This is a genomic window from Bacillus cytotoxicus NVH 391-98 (genome assembly GCF_000017425.1).
Classification (GTDB): Bacteria; Bacillota; Bacilli; order Bacillales; family Bacillaceae_G; genus Bacillus_A; species Bacillus_A cytotoxicus.
On the sequence record NC_009674.1, the window covers coordinates 2,990,850 to 3,006,619 of the forward strand.

14 protein-coding genes are annotated in these 15,770 nt (G+C 39.5%); all 14 read right to left on the bottom strand.

Annotation, left to right across the window (positions count from 1 at the left end; genetic code table 11):
- Positions 1-19: 19 nt before the first annotated feature.
- The 14 genes from BCER98_RS23205 to BCER98_RS14870 all read right to left on the bottom strand — a co-directional run bounded on the left by BCER98_RS23205 (position 20) and on the right by BCER98_RS14870 (position 15,760).
- Positions 20-4,510, bottom strand: a complete 4,491-nt coding sequence (locus BCER98_RS23205; RefSeq protein WP_012095392.1) for a phage tail spike protein — start codon at positions 4,508-4,510, stop codon at positions 20-22.
- Positions 4,510-6,003, bottom strand: a complete 1,494-nt coding sequence (locus BCER98_RS14810) for a distal tail protein Dit (protein ID WP_012095393.1) — start codon at positions 6,001-6,003, stop codon at positions 4,510-4,512. Before BCER98_RS14810 ends, BCER98_RS23205 begins: the two co-directional genes overlap by 1 nt.
- A gap of 12 nt (positions 6,004-6,015) precedes the next feature.
- Positions 6,016-8,943 (bottom strand): phage tail tape measure protein, encoded by a 2,928-nt coding sequence (locus BCER98_RS14815; RefSeq protein ID WP_012095394.1) that lies wholly within the window; start codon positions 8,941-8,943, stop codon positions 6,016-6,018.
- Between the two features lie 5 nt (positions 8,944-8,948).
- The gene (locus tag BCER98_RS14820) at positions 8,949-9,146 is read right to left on the bottom strand and encodes a hypothetical protein (protein ID WP_235436463.1); all 198 of its coding nucleotides are present in this window, start codon (positions 9,144-9,146) and stop codon (positions 8,949-8,951) included.
- 104 nt (positions 9,147-9,250) lie between these two features.
- The gene (locus BCER98_RS14825) at positions 9,251-9,688 is read right to left on the bottom strand and encodes a hypothetical protein (RefSeq protein WP_012095396.1); all 438 of its coding nucleotides are present in this window, start codon (positions 9,686-9,688) and stop codon (positions 9,251-9,253) included.
- Positions 9,689-9,733: 45 nt separating this feature from the next.
- Positions 9,734-10,366, bottom strand: coding sequence for a hypothetical protein (locus BCER98_RS14830; RefSeq protein ID WP_012095397.1), 633 nt, complete (start codon positions 10,364-10,366; stop codon positions 9,734-9,736).
- 17 nt (positions 10,367-10,383) lie between these two features.
- On the bottom strand, positions 10,384-10,764 hold the full coding sequence (locus BCER98_RS14835) for a hypothetical protein (RefSeq protein WP_012095398.1): 381 nt from the start codon (positions 10,762-10,764) through the stop codon (positions 10,384-10,386).
- On the bottom strand, positions 10,761-11,177 hold the full coding sequence (locus tag BCER98_RS14840) for a hypothetical protein (protein WP_012095399.1): 417 nt from the start codon (positions 11,175-11,177) through the stop codon (positions 10,761-10,763). The genes BCER98_RS14835 and BCER98_RS14840 overlap by 4 nt, the downstream gene beginning before the upstream one ends.
- Positions 11,161-11,520, bottom strand: a complete 360-nt coding sequence (locus BCER98_RS14845) for a hypothetical protein (protein ID WP_012095400.1) — start codon at positions 11,518-11,520, stop codon at positions 11,161-11,163. Before BCER98_RS14845 ends, BCER98_RS14840 begins: the two co-directional genes overlap by 17 nt.
- Positions 11,502-11,840 (bottom strand): head-tail connector protein, encoded by a 339-nt coding sequence (locus tag BCER98_RS14850; protein ID WP_012095401.1) that lies wholly within the window; start codon positions 11,838-11,840, stop codon positions 11,502-11,504. Before BCER98_RS14850 ends, BCER98_RS14845 begins: the two co-directional genes overlap by 19 nt.
- Before the next feature lie 36 nt (positions 11,841-11,876).
- Positions 11,877-12,719: a hypothetical protein gene (locus BCER98_RS14855; RefSeq protein WP_012095402.1), complete on the bottom strand. Its 843-nt coding sequence runs from the start codon at positions 12,717-12,719 to the stop codon at positions 11,877-11,879.
- A 13-nt stretch (positions 12,720-12,732) separates the two neighbouring features.
- A complete protein-coding gene (locus BCER98_RS14860; protein WP_012095403.1) occupies positions 12,733-13,323 on the bottom strand; it encodes a DUF4355 domain-containing protein in 591 nt (196 codons plus the stop codon).
- Positions 13,324-13,392: 69 nt separating this feature from the next.
- Entirely contained in the window at positions 13,393-14,418 is a 1,026-nt protein-coding gene (locus BCER98_RS14865) for a minor capsid protein (protein WP_012095404.1), read from the bottom strand.
- Complete coding sequence (locus BCER98_RS14870; protein WP_012095405.1) at positions 14,405-15,760, bottom strand: phage portal protein; 1,356 nt, start codon at positions 15,758-15,760, stop codon at positions 14,405-14,407. Before BCER98_RS14870 ends, BCER98_RS14865 begins: the two co-directional genes overlap by 14 nt.
- Positions 15,761-15,770: the final 10 nt, after the last annotated feature.

The following is a 15,770-nucleotide window of genomic DNA, read 5'->3' on the forward strand; positions in this document are numbered from 1 at the left end:
TACAAAATAAAAAAACAGCTTATTGCTGATCTGATTTCACTAATTTATCGACTAATAATTGTTCTAACACTTCTATTCTACGATTCATTTCTTCCATTTCCGCTTTATGCTGTTCTTCTATTGTTTGAATCTTTTCATCGTATTTCATCTCCAGTTCTTGAACTGCTGCGGTAAGAATAGAGAGTGTAGAATATAGTTTAATTCCGTCCTTCTCTGGTGTAGTAAAAATGTCGTCTGTTTCTTCTGCAATGAATCCAAATTGAGTCTCAATATCTCGAATTGTATACGGCTCAGCTTTATCTTCAGGTTTGTTCATCCGCATTTGGTACAACTCATACATATCTCGTTTTAGAAAATATTGCTTCACTTTAAGCTCTCGAACTTTTTCTAAAGGCGAAAACGGTAAATCGTGAATAGATGTTTTTATTTTTTCAGTTGATCTATTGATATGTTGCATTGCATAAGAATTTTGCTCAGCCCATAAATTCGTCTCGGAACGAACACCACCATGTGCGGTCACCTCTGAAACTTCTATACCACGAAATTCATTACCAGCCCGATTCTTGATTTGCAATAACTTATCATAGCCGCTCACTTTAGATGAACGAATTATATGATTTCCTAATATAATGTCGCAATCATTGCCATATGTCGGCGTTCTAAATTCAGCAATTTCGTAATCATTGTGATGAATTGTAACGTGATCACCGTCAAGATTCAGCACCCCGGCTGATTTGAGCCACATGCTCGATTGCGCGGTCAGCCCTAAATCGCCACGATCGGTCATACGCATGTTACTTTCTGCACCATTTTTATCGATAAAACGATAGTAAACACCTTTTGCATCTTTGTAGATACTTCCTAAATTTCTTCCTGTACCATCACCTTCACCAATCACGATATACGGATTGGACGTCTTACTCTGTTTCTCGTTTTCAAAACCAATTACAATTTTCGCTCGTCCTTGATTCACGAACTGTAATACTTGGTTTTTCATATGAATATGCTCATTGGTATTACTTGTTTTGACCGTCGTACCTTGCAACAACCCGGCTGTAATCCACTCTGCTTTTACTTTACCTACCAGATCAATTAGATCAACTTTAATTTTGAGCTTCTCTGCTGACAGATTGATAGCTGCGATAATATTACCTTTTTTCACTTGAGCTAGAATGCCCTCGTCTAATACTTGTAACTTAGACCCCACTTCTTTGACATAAGCGTCGAAAGTATCATTCAAAAAGGTTTCGTGTTTTTCAGATATAATTTCAACGCCTTTTTCATTCGCTGAAATCTTTCTTTCTAATTCTGTTACTTTTTTGGTATATTGTTCAGTTGCTACTTTGTCAGCCAACTCTTCCATGATTTTATCTTTGTCGACCATATCTGCTGGATTTTCAATATAAGAACTTGCTCTCACCGCTTTTTGCAGCATCGGGTGAGCCATCCAAAAAGTACCGTTACGAATCACATAAGCTCTAAGGGCAACTTCAACAGCTTCAGCGGGAGCTACTTTAGTAAATTCTTGTCTCACCCATGTATCAGCTGGAAAAGTAAAATCATTGACCCCAGCTGTAAATTGAGTCCCATCTTTTTTCCAAAAGATGGCGACCATACGTATCATTTTCTTTTCATGTTCTGTCCAATCTTTGACTTTAAAATACGCCGATACAACTACATTTTCACCAGGAGTAACAGGAACTCTCATAGATGTTATGTTACGAAATGCATTATCCGTATTACCGCTAACAGATAACTTTAAAGACGAATCGCCTTTATGCGTTTCGTTTGCATCGACAGAAATCGGCACCGCACTATAAAAATACTTTGTCCCCTGTTTGAAACGAGTATTAAGAAGTTCATTTGTTGCCCCAATGCCACCCACATAATCCTCGACATCTTTCATTTTTACCGACAACGCAAGTTCATCAGAATGTTGTTTGATTATCGCCTGTGCTTCGGATATCGCTTTTCCTTGCTGTGTTTGCGTTTCTTGAAGTTTAGATACACTTTGATTGATAACATCCGAGGTCTTTTCAACATTTGTTACACGTTTATCAAACGAAGTTTGCGTGTTTTCTACTTTTGTTATGGTTTCTTTGATGCCATTTACGCTTGTTTCTATTTCTGTTGTTTTTTTGGTGAAATCTACAGTAGAAACTTGGTCTTTATCAGCGCGACGCCAGTCCGTCATAATGTTGCCTTCTTCGAATTGCGGCAAGGCAATCCATACACGCCCATTTTTAAACACACGACAAGCAACACGTACTTTAGTTGTTTCTTTAGGAATAATACCTGTAGCACTGTATCTGCCCCAGTTATTATTTCCTAAATTTTTAATATCAATATCGGTACGAAATATTGCTGTGCTGGTGTTGTCGTCTCTTTCGCAAATAATCTCAATTCGAAGAATATTATCAAATGTATTGATATCATCCGTCATTACATAGAAGGAAGCTGTGTAAGGTTCTCCGATTGTAAAAGGTACATTCTTTTGCTCTGCCCCGCGATAACGAAAAGTTGTTTCGCCTCGTTGGTCAGATTTTAATGTATTGAAACCTTTATATTTTACAGTTGTATCAACTGATACGTTTGCTACTACTGTCCAGTTAGCCATTCCATTTTCAAACGTAGAATTTAAAAGTAAGTTGCGTCCACCTACCTTTAAGTTATCTAAGCGATTTGTGACTTGACTAATTAATTGTGTATTAGAAGTAGCAGTTTGCTTAATCTCATTTGTCGTCTTTGTAAGTCCGTCTGTTGTGGACTGGATATTAGCAATAGTCTGCTTCGTTCCTTCCACAGTGGACTCAACTGTATTTAGTTTATTGCTAATTTCATTATCCTTCTTGTTTAACTCTTCAATAGAAGTTTTGAATCCATCAGCGGTTTGCTCGATTTGCGTTACTTTCTTACTAATGTTACCTTGTTCGTTTTTTACATTAGATATCGTTCTACTAACACCCTCAAGACTTTCTTTTACTTCGTTATACTGTCCTGTCGCTTCATTCTGAACAGCTTGTACTTTTTTATCTAGCTCTTTTTTTGTAGATTCAATATCTTTATTCACTTGCTCAAGTGTTTCTTGCTTCACTGATTTGATGTCTGGAACAACTGGTTCCCAGTTGCCATTCTTCCACAATTTGAGAATACCGGGCTTACCGTTACTGATATCCAGCCATAGTGTTTTACCATCTTCTAACCCTGTTTTCGGTGGATTTACGCTTTCAATAATCGTTGTTTGATAGTTTTTTAAGTTTTGTTGTACTTTTTCCGCTAATGTTTTTGCCGCTTCTGATTCTTTACGTGCAAGCTCAATGGTCTTTTTACTTTCTTCTACAACTTTTTCAAGCTGTTCTAACAGTTCTTTATTCGCTTTACTTCCTAAAGAACCAAGAATTTTATTGTATAACTTCCTTAATTCTTCGTTTTGGTCTACAATCTCACGGTAGTCACCAAATGTATATTTATTTTGTGTAGGGTCTGTGAAAGATTCGTCACCAACAATCGCTCTTGCTTCAAGATACAGTTTTGGTGTAAACCCTGTATCTTTAATTCGAATCATGTCGCCTTCGCTAATTTCTTCATGTGACAATCCAAATACTTTCGAAATGTCCGCCGCTTCTACTTCGTATGATACAGACGTATTCACACGTTTTTTAAACTCTGTTTCCATGAGAGTCATAAGACGTTTTGGATCCATGTTCTGTTCTTCTGTCTCTGGAGTATAGAACCCAAATTTATGTTGTCCATTCTCGCTCCAACGCTGAAAAGCGTCCGAGTCTGTGATGTAAGGGAGTCCATTATTAATTGATTCAACTGTAATCAATTTGTCTCCCTCACCTCTTACAAAACCAACTAAAGCTGTACAAATATCACGTGAATGTTCAATACGTCTCACACTAACTAAATCTTTGCCGATCATTACCTCTTTACCAGTTTCACGACCACGCTTTTTGACCATGTCGACATACCAGGCAACTACTTGAGAGCCAACTACTTCAACTCGGTATTGGATTTCCAACCCGAATAAAGAAGCGATTTTCTTTAAAAATGTAAGAGGGTCAATAAACTCGTCAATGGTCATCGTGTGGAAGCCTGCGTATTCAGTACGTCCCCGCTTCCATTTCGTTCCCGCTAATGCCATGTCTACAAATTCATCAAGTGTTTTCGATTCAATCTTTTGCGGTTTAATAATTCCAGCCTTCGCTAACAAGACCCATGCACCGGCTGCATGCACAGTAACAGACCTGTCTTTTGAATCCTTTTCAACTTCATTCGAAATCACGTATGGAACAATGCGACCGTCTCGAACTTGCTTCAATACTAAATTTTGTTGTTGTAAAGTTATCGCTTGGTCTGTTCCATCAAATGTAGTGAATTGTAACGTATCTATATTATTTTTGAGTTCCCAGTGACGAATATCGTCCCAATAATCTTTTGGTTGAATAGCTGCTACAATTTGTTCGGTTTTAAAGTCTACGACATGTAAAATTCCGTTCATCTTCATTATCTGTATCGCTCCCTAAAGCTAATCGTTGCTGCGCCTACATCTCCCGGCATAATATCAACCCTGTTATCACCACGTATCACAACTGGAAAATCACTGAAAATGTCTTTGATATTTATCGCATCTTTACCATTAATCGTTACAAGGCTTCGCTCAGTATCGATAACCACTTTATCGCCTTTATCAAAAATGTAAGGCTTTGTATTTTTAGGTACTTTATTCACTTTCCAAATCTTTAAATCGTCAATCTGCATGACAGAAACTGGATCATTTATATCCCATGCCATGATTGCAATCATGACTTGAGCAATCTTCCTGTCTGTCATTGGATTTCCACTCTCATCAATCCAACGCTCCACAAGAGAAGCGTCGTCAATCTCCGTTCCATCTCGGAATCTAGCAACATATACAGACCATTCGTTTCCTCGTCTAGCTATTCTGAGACGACCATAAAATTGGTTAAATGTGTTCGGGTGAGCGCCGCTTGTATCGACTAACTTACGTAAACTACCTGGTGTCCCTACATTTCCAACCTTCGCATGTGCTTTTGTCAGTTCAGCATCCCAATAAAGGTCGTTCATGTTAATCCGTGTAACAATGTTGCTTGCTTCATCTAAAAGAAGCACTTCCACACGCCCCATTTGTCCAATATTCGTCGATTTCAGACGCACCCATGCTTCCATCTCAAAGTCTTGCAACGGTCCAACAGGAATATTCTTCTTGGCGATGGCACCGTGGAATCCTCGTTCTTGTCCGTAATCTTCACAATAAAGCGCGTAACCATCCCGTACTTTGAAAGAGCCTGTCCCCTTCATATCATCAAACTGACTCACAGGAGTCCAACCTACTGTGGTAGACATTTCATCCCACATAACGCGTTCGCGCTCCTGTACTGTTTTTTCTTCTACAGTGAGGGGATAACCAATTCGAAAATAATTACGATCATTGGGATACGAACCATACCAAACGTCTAAAAAAGTGCTTGGATTTTCTATATCAACTTTAATTAATGCGGGTGCTTCTACACTACCTTTGTTCGTAAAGTACGATGTGATTTCTGTGGTCCAGTTTCTTTCGAATTGATGAGTCTGTACCTTACCCAGTTTGTAGGGCATTGAACAGACAAAAGTGAGGGTTCCTTCGCCGAGGTTCATTAGTTGGTCGAGGTCAAACGATTCATCAATGACCGCGAGGTAAGTGCGGTCTTTTTCATCGTCGAAGATTAGTTCTTGGGGTTGGTCGGTAATGAGCCAATCAGCTATTTCTTCCTTTAACTTCTCAGCTTCTTCTAAAGAATCATAGAGTAGGTCGACGGGTACTAGCACCTTTCGCATTTTGGTCTGAGTTCGTATTAAACGACCTCCGGGATAATGAGGGACTTCGAGGAATGTTCGCTCCAAAGGAGCCCATGCAGGGCGCTTAACTCCCTGCAATGGAATTACTTTATCATGTCTTTTTCCATTAAAACTAAAGAAACTTAAATCACATGTCATTCTATCACCTGCCTAAAACGCATTACGTATATCTTCTTGTTGTTGACTAAATTTTTGTACATCGGTATAGATTTCTCTAGCAATTTCTCGCTTGTCAAGATTAACAACCAGTTCGATTGGTCTATCATAAGATTGTTTATAAGTCGTTTGTGGCATCGTTTGAGCAATTTCTTGTCCAATACGTCCAAGTGTACTATCTCTCAAAGGTAGAACTGCCTCGTCGTATCCTTTCGCGTCGCCGACACCGATTACGGTTGGCATACCAGGTTTAACAAGCGCGCCTTGCGCTGCCCATTTAATACTGAACGACGGTAACCCTTCACTAACCCAGTTCATCGGATTTAACGACCCATTAACACTTACTTTAGGAACAGGAATGTGAATACCCTTGAACATATTCACAACACCATCTTTGATTGTTTTTAACCAACCTTTGATGCCATCCCATGCATTTTTAATTGGGTCAACTAATTTTTTTGTTATTTTTAATGCAGCTGATCCGATATCAGTAGCCATACGTACTACTAAAGAAACGGGATGCTTAATAAATTCTTTGAAGTAATTAACAACTGTTGTCCACATACCTCTTATCGCACTACCGAACGAAACTGCTAAACTCTTAGCTGCACCAAGGATTTTGGTCACAAATGATAGATTGATCAGCCCCCAGATAAACTGGATCGCTCCGCTAAAGATTTGTTTAGCTGCATCCCACATTCCGCGAAAATCACCTGTCAGTAATGAGGCGAAAAATTTGATAATCCCCATAATGATATTGACGCCGCCTTGGATAATATCCTTAATGGCATCCCAAGCGGATTTTACAATCGCGGTTATCACTGGCATTACAACAGAAATAATAGATTGGATAATAGAAAATGCGTTTTGAACAGCTTGTACAATCTGTTCTCCATTTTCTTTCCAAAATGAAGCTATCTGTTCTATGATTCCATTCACAAAATTGAGGACATCAGTTAGAAGAGGCATTAAATAAGGGGCTATCGTCTCAAAAATCCCTTTTATAAAGTCCCATGTGGCACCAATAATACCCATAATCACAGGTGATGCTGCTGAGATTAATGATTGTACATTTGTTATGAAGTTACTTATTTCAGCGTGAACATCTTGGGCAAAAGATATAATTTCCGTTTTCTTCTCTGGAGACATCCCTAATTTATCCATAATATTAGTCGCTGCTCCCCAGTCTCCAGATACTAAAGATTGTATGAGAGCAATTCCGTTTTGAACTTCCGCTACCGTTTCGCGTACCCATATAACAGCTTCTGGTGAAAACCCTAATTTAGTAAGAAGGTTTGAGCCTTCTACATTTGCTGTTTGATCTCCTTGCGCCGCTTGCCACATTAAGCCAATTGCCTCTGTAACTTCAGAAATCCATTGAACACCTTCCCGTAAGGGCGCTAATGCTGCGTTAAATGCTTCTTGACGACTTTTTGTTTGTTCAATGCCATTAGCAAGTTTTTGGTATTCAACTTCTGATTGTTCAAGAATTTTATTAGCCTGTTCTTGGCTTATCTTACCTTCTTCAACTTTTGATTTAAGCTCCTCTTTCTTTTGAGCCATCATACCTTCTACAGTAAGATTCTTTTGCATTTGCTCTTGTGCTTTAGCATACTCGGCGTTCATTTCTTCTTGACTCATTTTCCCTTGAGCAACTTTATTTTGTAAAATAGCTTTTGTTTGAGCCAACTTCTGTTCCTCTGATTGCATTAATTTAGCAGCTTCAACCGCTCTACCAGAAGGATCAAGAAAATCTGTAAATGACTTAATCAAACTATTTGTACCATTTGTAGCACCAACCAACGCAGGTTCTAAATGTGAAAAAATAACTAAGCCAAGGTTTTCCGCTCGTGATTTTACTCCATCTACTGCACCAGATAAGTTGTTCGCCATAACATCAGCCATAACAGACGCTGCACCTTCTGATGTATATAACTTTTCAGTGAAGTCGTCGAATTGATCGACCCCACCTTTTAATACTTGTACCCATCCGGCATAAGCTTCTTCACCAAAAATAGCCTTTGCTGCTGCGATTTGTTGTGCGTTCGCCATATTATTGAATTTAGGCGCCATATCAGCGATGATATCTCTCATCGGACGTAGTGTTCCATCTGCGTTTTTAACAGATACACCCATTTCGTCTAACGCCTTTGCCGCTGCCTTTGGTGGTGCGGCTAGACGCGAAAGACCTGCTCGTAATGCCGTACCTGCCATACTAGCTTTTATACCAGAGTTAGCGAAAATCATTGCAATTGCTGAAGTTTGCTCTAAATCCATACCAAATGTTGCAGCTTGAGGCGCCGCATATTTCATTGTTTCTCCTAATTGCTCAACATTAAGGTTGGCGCTTGACTGTGCCACAGCGAATACATCGGCCGCACGTCCAGCTTCTTCAGCAGCCATACCGAAAGGTGTCATTGTATCAGTAACAATGTCAGATGCTTTCGCTAAATCTAAAGCTCCCGCTGTTGCAAGGTCCAACAACGGTTTACTTGCTGCAATCATTTGGTTAGAATCCCAACCAGCCAACGCCATATATTCATATGCTTCGGCAACATTCGTTGCTGACCATCTCGTTTCAGCTCCCAGTTTCCGAGCATTAGCGCCGAGTTCTGCCATTTGTAAACCTGTAGACCCCGAAAGTGCTTCTACTTTAGACATTTGCTTAGTGTAGTCCATTCCAACGCTAACTGCACCCGCAATCGCCGCTCCAACACCTACTACCGCACCAGTCATAGCTACCATAGATGCAACAGTACCACTGATGGAGACACCTAACTTGCCGAACACACCACCTAAACTGCCGAACTTGTCTCCCATGCCTTTTGAGGTCTTAGCTGCATGAGAATCTAAATCTTTTAAACCTTTCCGCGCTTTCTCATCTCGAAGAAAGACTGAGCCAAACATTTTAAATACTTCCATATGCGTTAATCACCACGCATTTCTTTAAATCTATTTGATATATCCGCCGCACGCTTGAGGATTCTATCCTTGTCTTCTTCTGTCATACGACGTTGTTGTTTTTGAGAGCTTATGGAGAAAGCTTCTTCATATGGAATCATCTTTCCATTGAGAGCCATAATAGGAATGTGGTGTAACCAAGTTTGAAAACGTCTTTCTTCCATTTGTTTTTCCTTGGCCTTGTAATAAAGAGAGAAAACCTCGTGGATTGATAAAGATGAGATATAGGACATATCGTTATACCTTGAGGCTAAAGTGTCGATGAAGTCTATCTCATTAATTTCATCACAGCTTTGAGCCCATTCAAAAAACCCGGTAACCCTTCGTTTTCTTTAATATCCTCAATAACATTCTGTAAATCCGCATATTGTTTTACTTCACCTGGATTTACTCCGTATAAATCGCCTAACCACTTGTAAAACTCTGTTTCAGCTTCACCTAAATTCACTAGAACTGTATAGAAAAATTCAGTACCGAGACTAATTTGCTCTGTTACGACTTCTTTTTCTTGATCTTCCGGAATATTATCCGCGCCATGTTTGTCGATTAATGCTTGTGCTTTTTGTGATACTTCCATTCCTTTACGGAAAAATGAAGTGACTTCATCTTTAATTTCCATCTTCTTAAGAATACGAGAAAAAGCAAATGTATCTGAAAAGCCTAATTTACGCATAGTTCTAATTTCTGTATCTACTTGAATAGCCATGTTATCTGTCTCCTTTTGTAAGAAAATAGAAAGGGAAACCCCTATCTATTTCTTTTCTAATGCGTTAACTTTCGCTGCCGCTTCCGGTGGTAAATCACAAACGAACTCTTTTCCGCCGCCTTCAATCCAAATTTCGAACGGCGCTTTATCCAAATCACAAGGATCACGATGGCCAGTAAATGTTGCTTCTGGCGCCATTTCATCTCCACCTTCAAACGCCGCTTCGATTGAACTGTCATTTAAAGCGTTAAGGACAATGATGATTACATCTCGCCCATCTGCTGTTTCACCAACAAAGGCGATGTTTTCTAAATAAGAATCCATTGTTACTTTTTCGCGTGAAGTAATAACTGAGTATGTTTTTTCTTTACCATCCACAGTCTTTTTCACTTCTGATACTTCTGCACCAGGAAAGAAATTAACCACTTTTTTTGGATCAAAAAATTCAAGTAATCCACCTGTTTTCATCTGTGTCTTAGATGAAATAATACGTTTAAAGCCTTTTGTGTCACCTTTTGAACCGTTATACTCTACAGCTTTAAACTCTGGTTCATAAGTGAATGAACCGCCGCCTTTTAACGCTCCTAATGGTACTTCTTTCCCTTTAATACCAAAGTTCATAATAATTGCTCCCTCACCCAATACAAGGGCATAAGGATTTGGTCTTGGTGCTGCCATATGCAACTCCACCTTTCTTACATGTCATAATATCTAACTCTAAAACGAACCTCTTTCACTCGAATCTGCTGATCTTCCACTGGAACATCAGAACGTCCTATGAAATCTACCGCAATTGTCATCGGTACGCATTGAGTTTTCAAGGTTCCGTCTTTGATATAATCTTTTATCTTCTGAGATGCTTCATCTCGAATGAGAATATCTGCTTCATGTCCCCAAATATGAACAGTAAATACAAAATCTTCTCTTACTCTTGATATAGCATCGGATTGACTATCGTAAACAACATAAGGTAGTTTTATAACTTCCTTGTCAGCTTCTTGATAATAGACATCAGCTTCGTAAGGTTCAAAAATATCCTTAAGGAACTTGTCCACATATTTAATTAAATCTGTCATTTCATCCCGCCTTTCATAGCGGATATCATAATGCGCGCTGTTTCGGACTTATGATTCTCGCCAGCGTTACGAAATGCTTTCGTGCCTTTTTTCCCTCGAGTTCGATAAAACTTTCCTGTACGCTTATCCTTGTAAACCCAAGGCGTTTTTCTGCCGCCTTTTTCAGCATAAATACCTGTACCAAATTCTTCGTAAATTGCATTATCCTTGTTGTTATAGATAACACCTTTAGGAATGTTCCCTTCCATAGCGACTTTGGTTTCAAATCCCCTAGCTGTATCCCCACTTCGTTTTCTTGAATAAGTAACGGCATTCCCTTTGACATACTCGGAACCACGTTTAACGGCTATTCTTTCAGCCGCCTGCATCTTTTTGATAGCCTGTTCGATTTTAGATTCATACCGCCAACTCATCAGGTTTAATCTCCGTTTCTTCCAGTGCTACCTCAAGATGATCATCGGCACTCATCGGATTAGCTGCCTTTTTAACGTTGTAATACTTATTTTTCGCTACAATCACGTCGCCTTTACGAATATCAGTAGGAAAGCAATACAAGACAGCGTTAATGTCATCAGTAACTTTTTGGTAAGACATACCGACATCTCCGCCTTGCAAAGTCTCATCAACAATACCTTTGAGTGAAGATTCTTTTTTATACTTACCACGGTTATATGGTCCAGAACTTTTTTCTTTTCGATAAACTGTGACATCAATACCGAATTTTTTAATGAGTCTTGTTATTCCTCTGGATCGCATAGTGTTCTCAGTCGCTTTCTAAGCCCTTTTAACAAGTGCTTTGGATATTGTTCTTCATCTGTGGCATATGTCACGTTATGTGAACCTAATCGCTCACTTTTTACGCCGTCTTGCTTATCCTCGTCAGTAGAGAATAAGTGGTATCCTACCAGTCTAATAGCGATAATTTCGTAATCTGCTGGATAACCATTTTCAAAGTCATTCCCTGTATATCTGCGAATAAAGGAGTCTACCATGGGGATAAACAATTCAATTAGATCGTCTTGCTCATCGTTTTTGATACGAAGGATTTTCTTTACGTTTTCTTTTGTAGTAATCATGTGTTACCTCCTATAGAGGAAGAGGGACAAGCCCTCTTATGATGCTTTAGAAGCTGATTTTGTTTCTGTTACAGCTTTCTTTTTATGGACATAGATAGCATTTTTCTTGTTGTTAAGAACGAATGCATCGAAATAGAAACGACCTTCTGCAAGGGAACCAGAAATACCAGGAGGGTCTAAGTGAATGCGGTATTCTGCGAGTTTAATAGGGGCAACTGTCGCGGATTTATGACAAACGATGAAGTTTGCGCCTAAGCGTTTGGAAGGAACTTTCACAACAGGCATACCATCTAATTCAGCAACCTGTCCTTTAAATACAATTTTGGATTGCGCTAGTTCTGAAGCCTTTACATATCCTTCAGACTCTTTTAAGTGTTTGATAACCGCTGGTGTAGCGAAAATTACGCGATTTTCTGGAACTTCTGCTTCATCTAATGTCTCTGTTGCTGTAATAACAGCGTTGTAAACTGTTTTAGCATCTAAGTTACCTTCAACAATTGCGCCAGCTAATTCAGCCATTTTTGCGAAACGATAAGTGTCAATGTGAGGGATAACAACTTCGCGTAATTGACGCGCTAACGCTTCGCCCGCTTTCATTTTCGTTTCTTCTTCATTCATTTTGTCGATAGTGAAGGTGAACGCCTTGTCTTGCGTTAACGTCATTTCTTGTAATTCGTTCTCTAACTCTTTTGCTTCGCCAAAACGACTTGCGCCATCACGTTTGTAATCAGTAAGCGGAACTGTATTTACACTCGTGATTTTAATTGTTTTCGCTCCAACCCACTCATAATCGTTGTTTACACCTGGTGTCGCTAGGGCACCTGTACTAAATCGTTCGTCAATCTTGTCAGCGAATTTCTCTGTTAAATAAATTGGCATATAACATCATCTCCTAATCATTCCAACCCTTATCGAATGATGCTTCGATCGGGTCGACTTGTGTTTTTTCTTCTACTTTTGGAGTTTTCGGTGTTTGTCCAGCTAACTTTCCTTTTACAGCTGTTGACAACTCACTGTTCCAAACCTCAATAAATTCTTTTGCCGCTTGCGCTGTAGCTTCCTCATCTTCACCAATTAAACGACTAGCAAAGCGGGTAGGAACACCAGCCTCACGCAAAATGTCTGTTGCATGGTCTTTTAATTCAGCACGACGTGCTTTCGCTTTGTATGATTCGTTTTCTCTTTTGAGTTCTTCATACTCTTGTTGACGTCGTTCTTCTTCGCTCATATTCTTACGCTGAAACTCTTTTTCAGCTTCTTCACGTGCTTTTCTAGCTGCCTGTTTTGCTCTTTTAGCAACAATTGCATCGACATCGGCTTGCGTAAATGTTTTTTCTTCTTGTTGTGTCTCTTCTGTTTCTTGCGTCTGATCATTTTGTTCTTGCTCTTGCCCTTGTTCCTCTGTTGTATCAGCTCCGTCTTCGCTAGCAAAAAACTGTAAGTCTAATCGTAGAGGAAACTTAGTTTGTTTTAGTTCTTTCATCTGTACCTCCATTTATAGCCTGTCGGCTTTCGATTCCATGTGTTTAACGTCCACAAGTACGACGAGTATCTATTTCAAGAATTGTTTCTTATACTCGTTATAAGTCATTTCTGGTTCGTTCACTTTTACACTCTTACCAGCGTTATCTCTCACCCAACGATATTTCGGGCCACTTACACCTTCAAAATACGGTATAGGCAATGTACGGCATCGTGGATGTAACGGCGGATAGTTGTACCCCACACTTGCATCAGCACGGTTATAAACCTTACTTGTGTCTAATGAACGACACTTAGGCGACGTACGATGGTCAAATGTTACATGTAGCTTGTACTGTTCGATTTCAGCCTCACCAAAACTATCTAATGTAGCTCGGTTATAGAAGTAAGACGACTCTGTATGCACAAGCGTAATAGCATGACTCATTTCCACATTCATCTTTTTGGCTAATCGCTCGGATACTTCATCAGCATGAAGCCCTTGGATAACATCTTGCGTCAATTCTTCTCGTAGCACCTGTAACAGCTTCTTCTTGTTGTTCCAGATACGATTAGAGAAGTTCTCTCCGCTCCACGGATAAGAGAGAATCTCTTTGATCATTTTTTCATTCAATACATAAACAGGCGTTTCAATACCTAGCTTTAGAAACTCGTATTTGCTCTGTAACAGCGTTTCATTATAAACAGTAGTCATTTGCTTACGAATAGCTTTTTCATCCTTTATCGCTTGGTCTGATAGTTTCATAAGCATTTCTGACGATATGGCATCTAAACGAGTTACTTTTACTAGGTCGATATGTTGCTTAATTTCTTGTTCGATAGAATCTTTTATAGCTGAATCTACCTCTTTTAGATAATCAAGATAGTCAGTCAATCCCTTTTTGCGCATTTCACGTTCAGCTTTATTCAGAACCTCGCTTAATTTGTTGTAATCAAAGCCCTTTTTAGTGAGATAAAGCCGTGTCTCTTTGTTCACTTCGCGGTAAGCACGCAAATATGATGCCTTCAACCGCTTTTCTAATTTCTTAGCCTCTTTGTTCCAATTGGATTCGAGTTGTTCGGCTCTTTTTATCCAATACTGCTCAATTGTCGGCATTTGTATCAGCTACTTCGTTTGTTTGTTGGTCCTCTTGATCTGTTTGTCCGAAACCATACGTTTCAAACTTCTCTTCATCCTCTTTCTTCTTCATTTCCTTAACTTGCTTCACGTCTTGGATGAACGATAGAAGTGATAAAAGCACCTCTTCTGGCAAGATTCCCTGTAATTTTTGTACCAGGTCAGCTTCTTCCAGTAAGTTTGGAGGTAAATTCGGAGCAAATTGAATCTTCACATCTCGATGATCGAAGAAATCACTATTCGTCATTCCTACATATCTATTGATGAAGTCTAAGCGGTCTGTGAGCGCCTTTCGAAACATACGAGCCTTTTGCCCACGCACTTGCTCTAAAGCTAACAGCTTGTACTTAATCGCTACTCCGGATAGATTACTACCGAACGACTCGTCCGACATGTCTGGTACGAATGAGAACTTGTGAATATCATATCTCAAGCCTTTCTTGATGTTTTGAGCGAACGTGTCATTTACATTCTTGATAAGCCAGTCAGCGTCTCCATCTTCATCAAGAAGAAACACTTTGTCATCTTTTGCTCGTTGAATATCATCACGTTGCGTATCAACCATATTGCGAAGTTTCAAGAACGCGTCTGTGAAGTCTGCTAAATCCTCCACATTACCAGATACAGCATGGTTATATGCATCCATCAACGCGACACAGTCTTCCCAATCTCCTAACTCGAATTTATTGTTTCGGTACTTAATGATCGGCACTTTGTCAAAACCATGTGGAACTCGCTCTACTAACTCGTAAGGAATGTCGACGTCAGTCTTTTCCGCTACTTTGTGAATAAACTCATATGTAGCGCGTTCCTTATCGTCGTAGATATCCATACGCACCTTGTATTCATTCTCTTTTAGAAGCGTTTCAGAAAATACAATTGCATCGGTAATGGTAGGTTTTACCCTTCCATCGTCAATTGTGATCACATTTCGAGGGTCTAGATCGACGAAGTTGTATTCTCCTTTTTCATCGAAATATTGGAGTTCATATGCAACGCCGTAAATACTACAATTGACAGCATTGTCGTAATTCACTGTTTCTTCGTCATTGTCTTCGAGGATATTTAACGCCTTTTCGAATTGGGGTTTGGAATAGACGTACGATACAGGGGAACCGAGGAAGTAACCTGTGGAAATAGTAGTGATGTATTTAGCGAAGTTATGCACAATACGATATGTTTTATTGCTTTTGCGCTCTGCTTTCTTCATGATTTCATGTTCACCGACGTAATAGTCATAAAGTTTTTGCAACCTTTTAAATGCTTTTTCTTCTGTTTTGAAACGAGTGTATAGCAATCTCGCTTGTTCGAATGTCAGCAATGTTTCACCC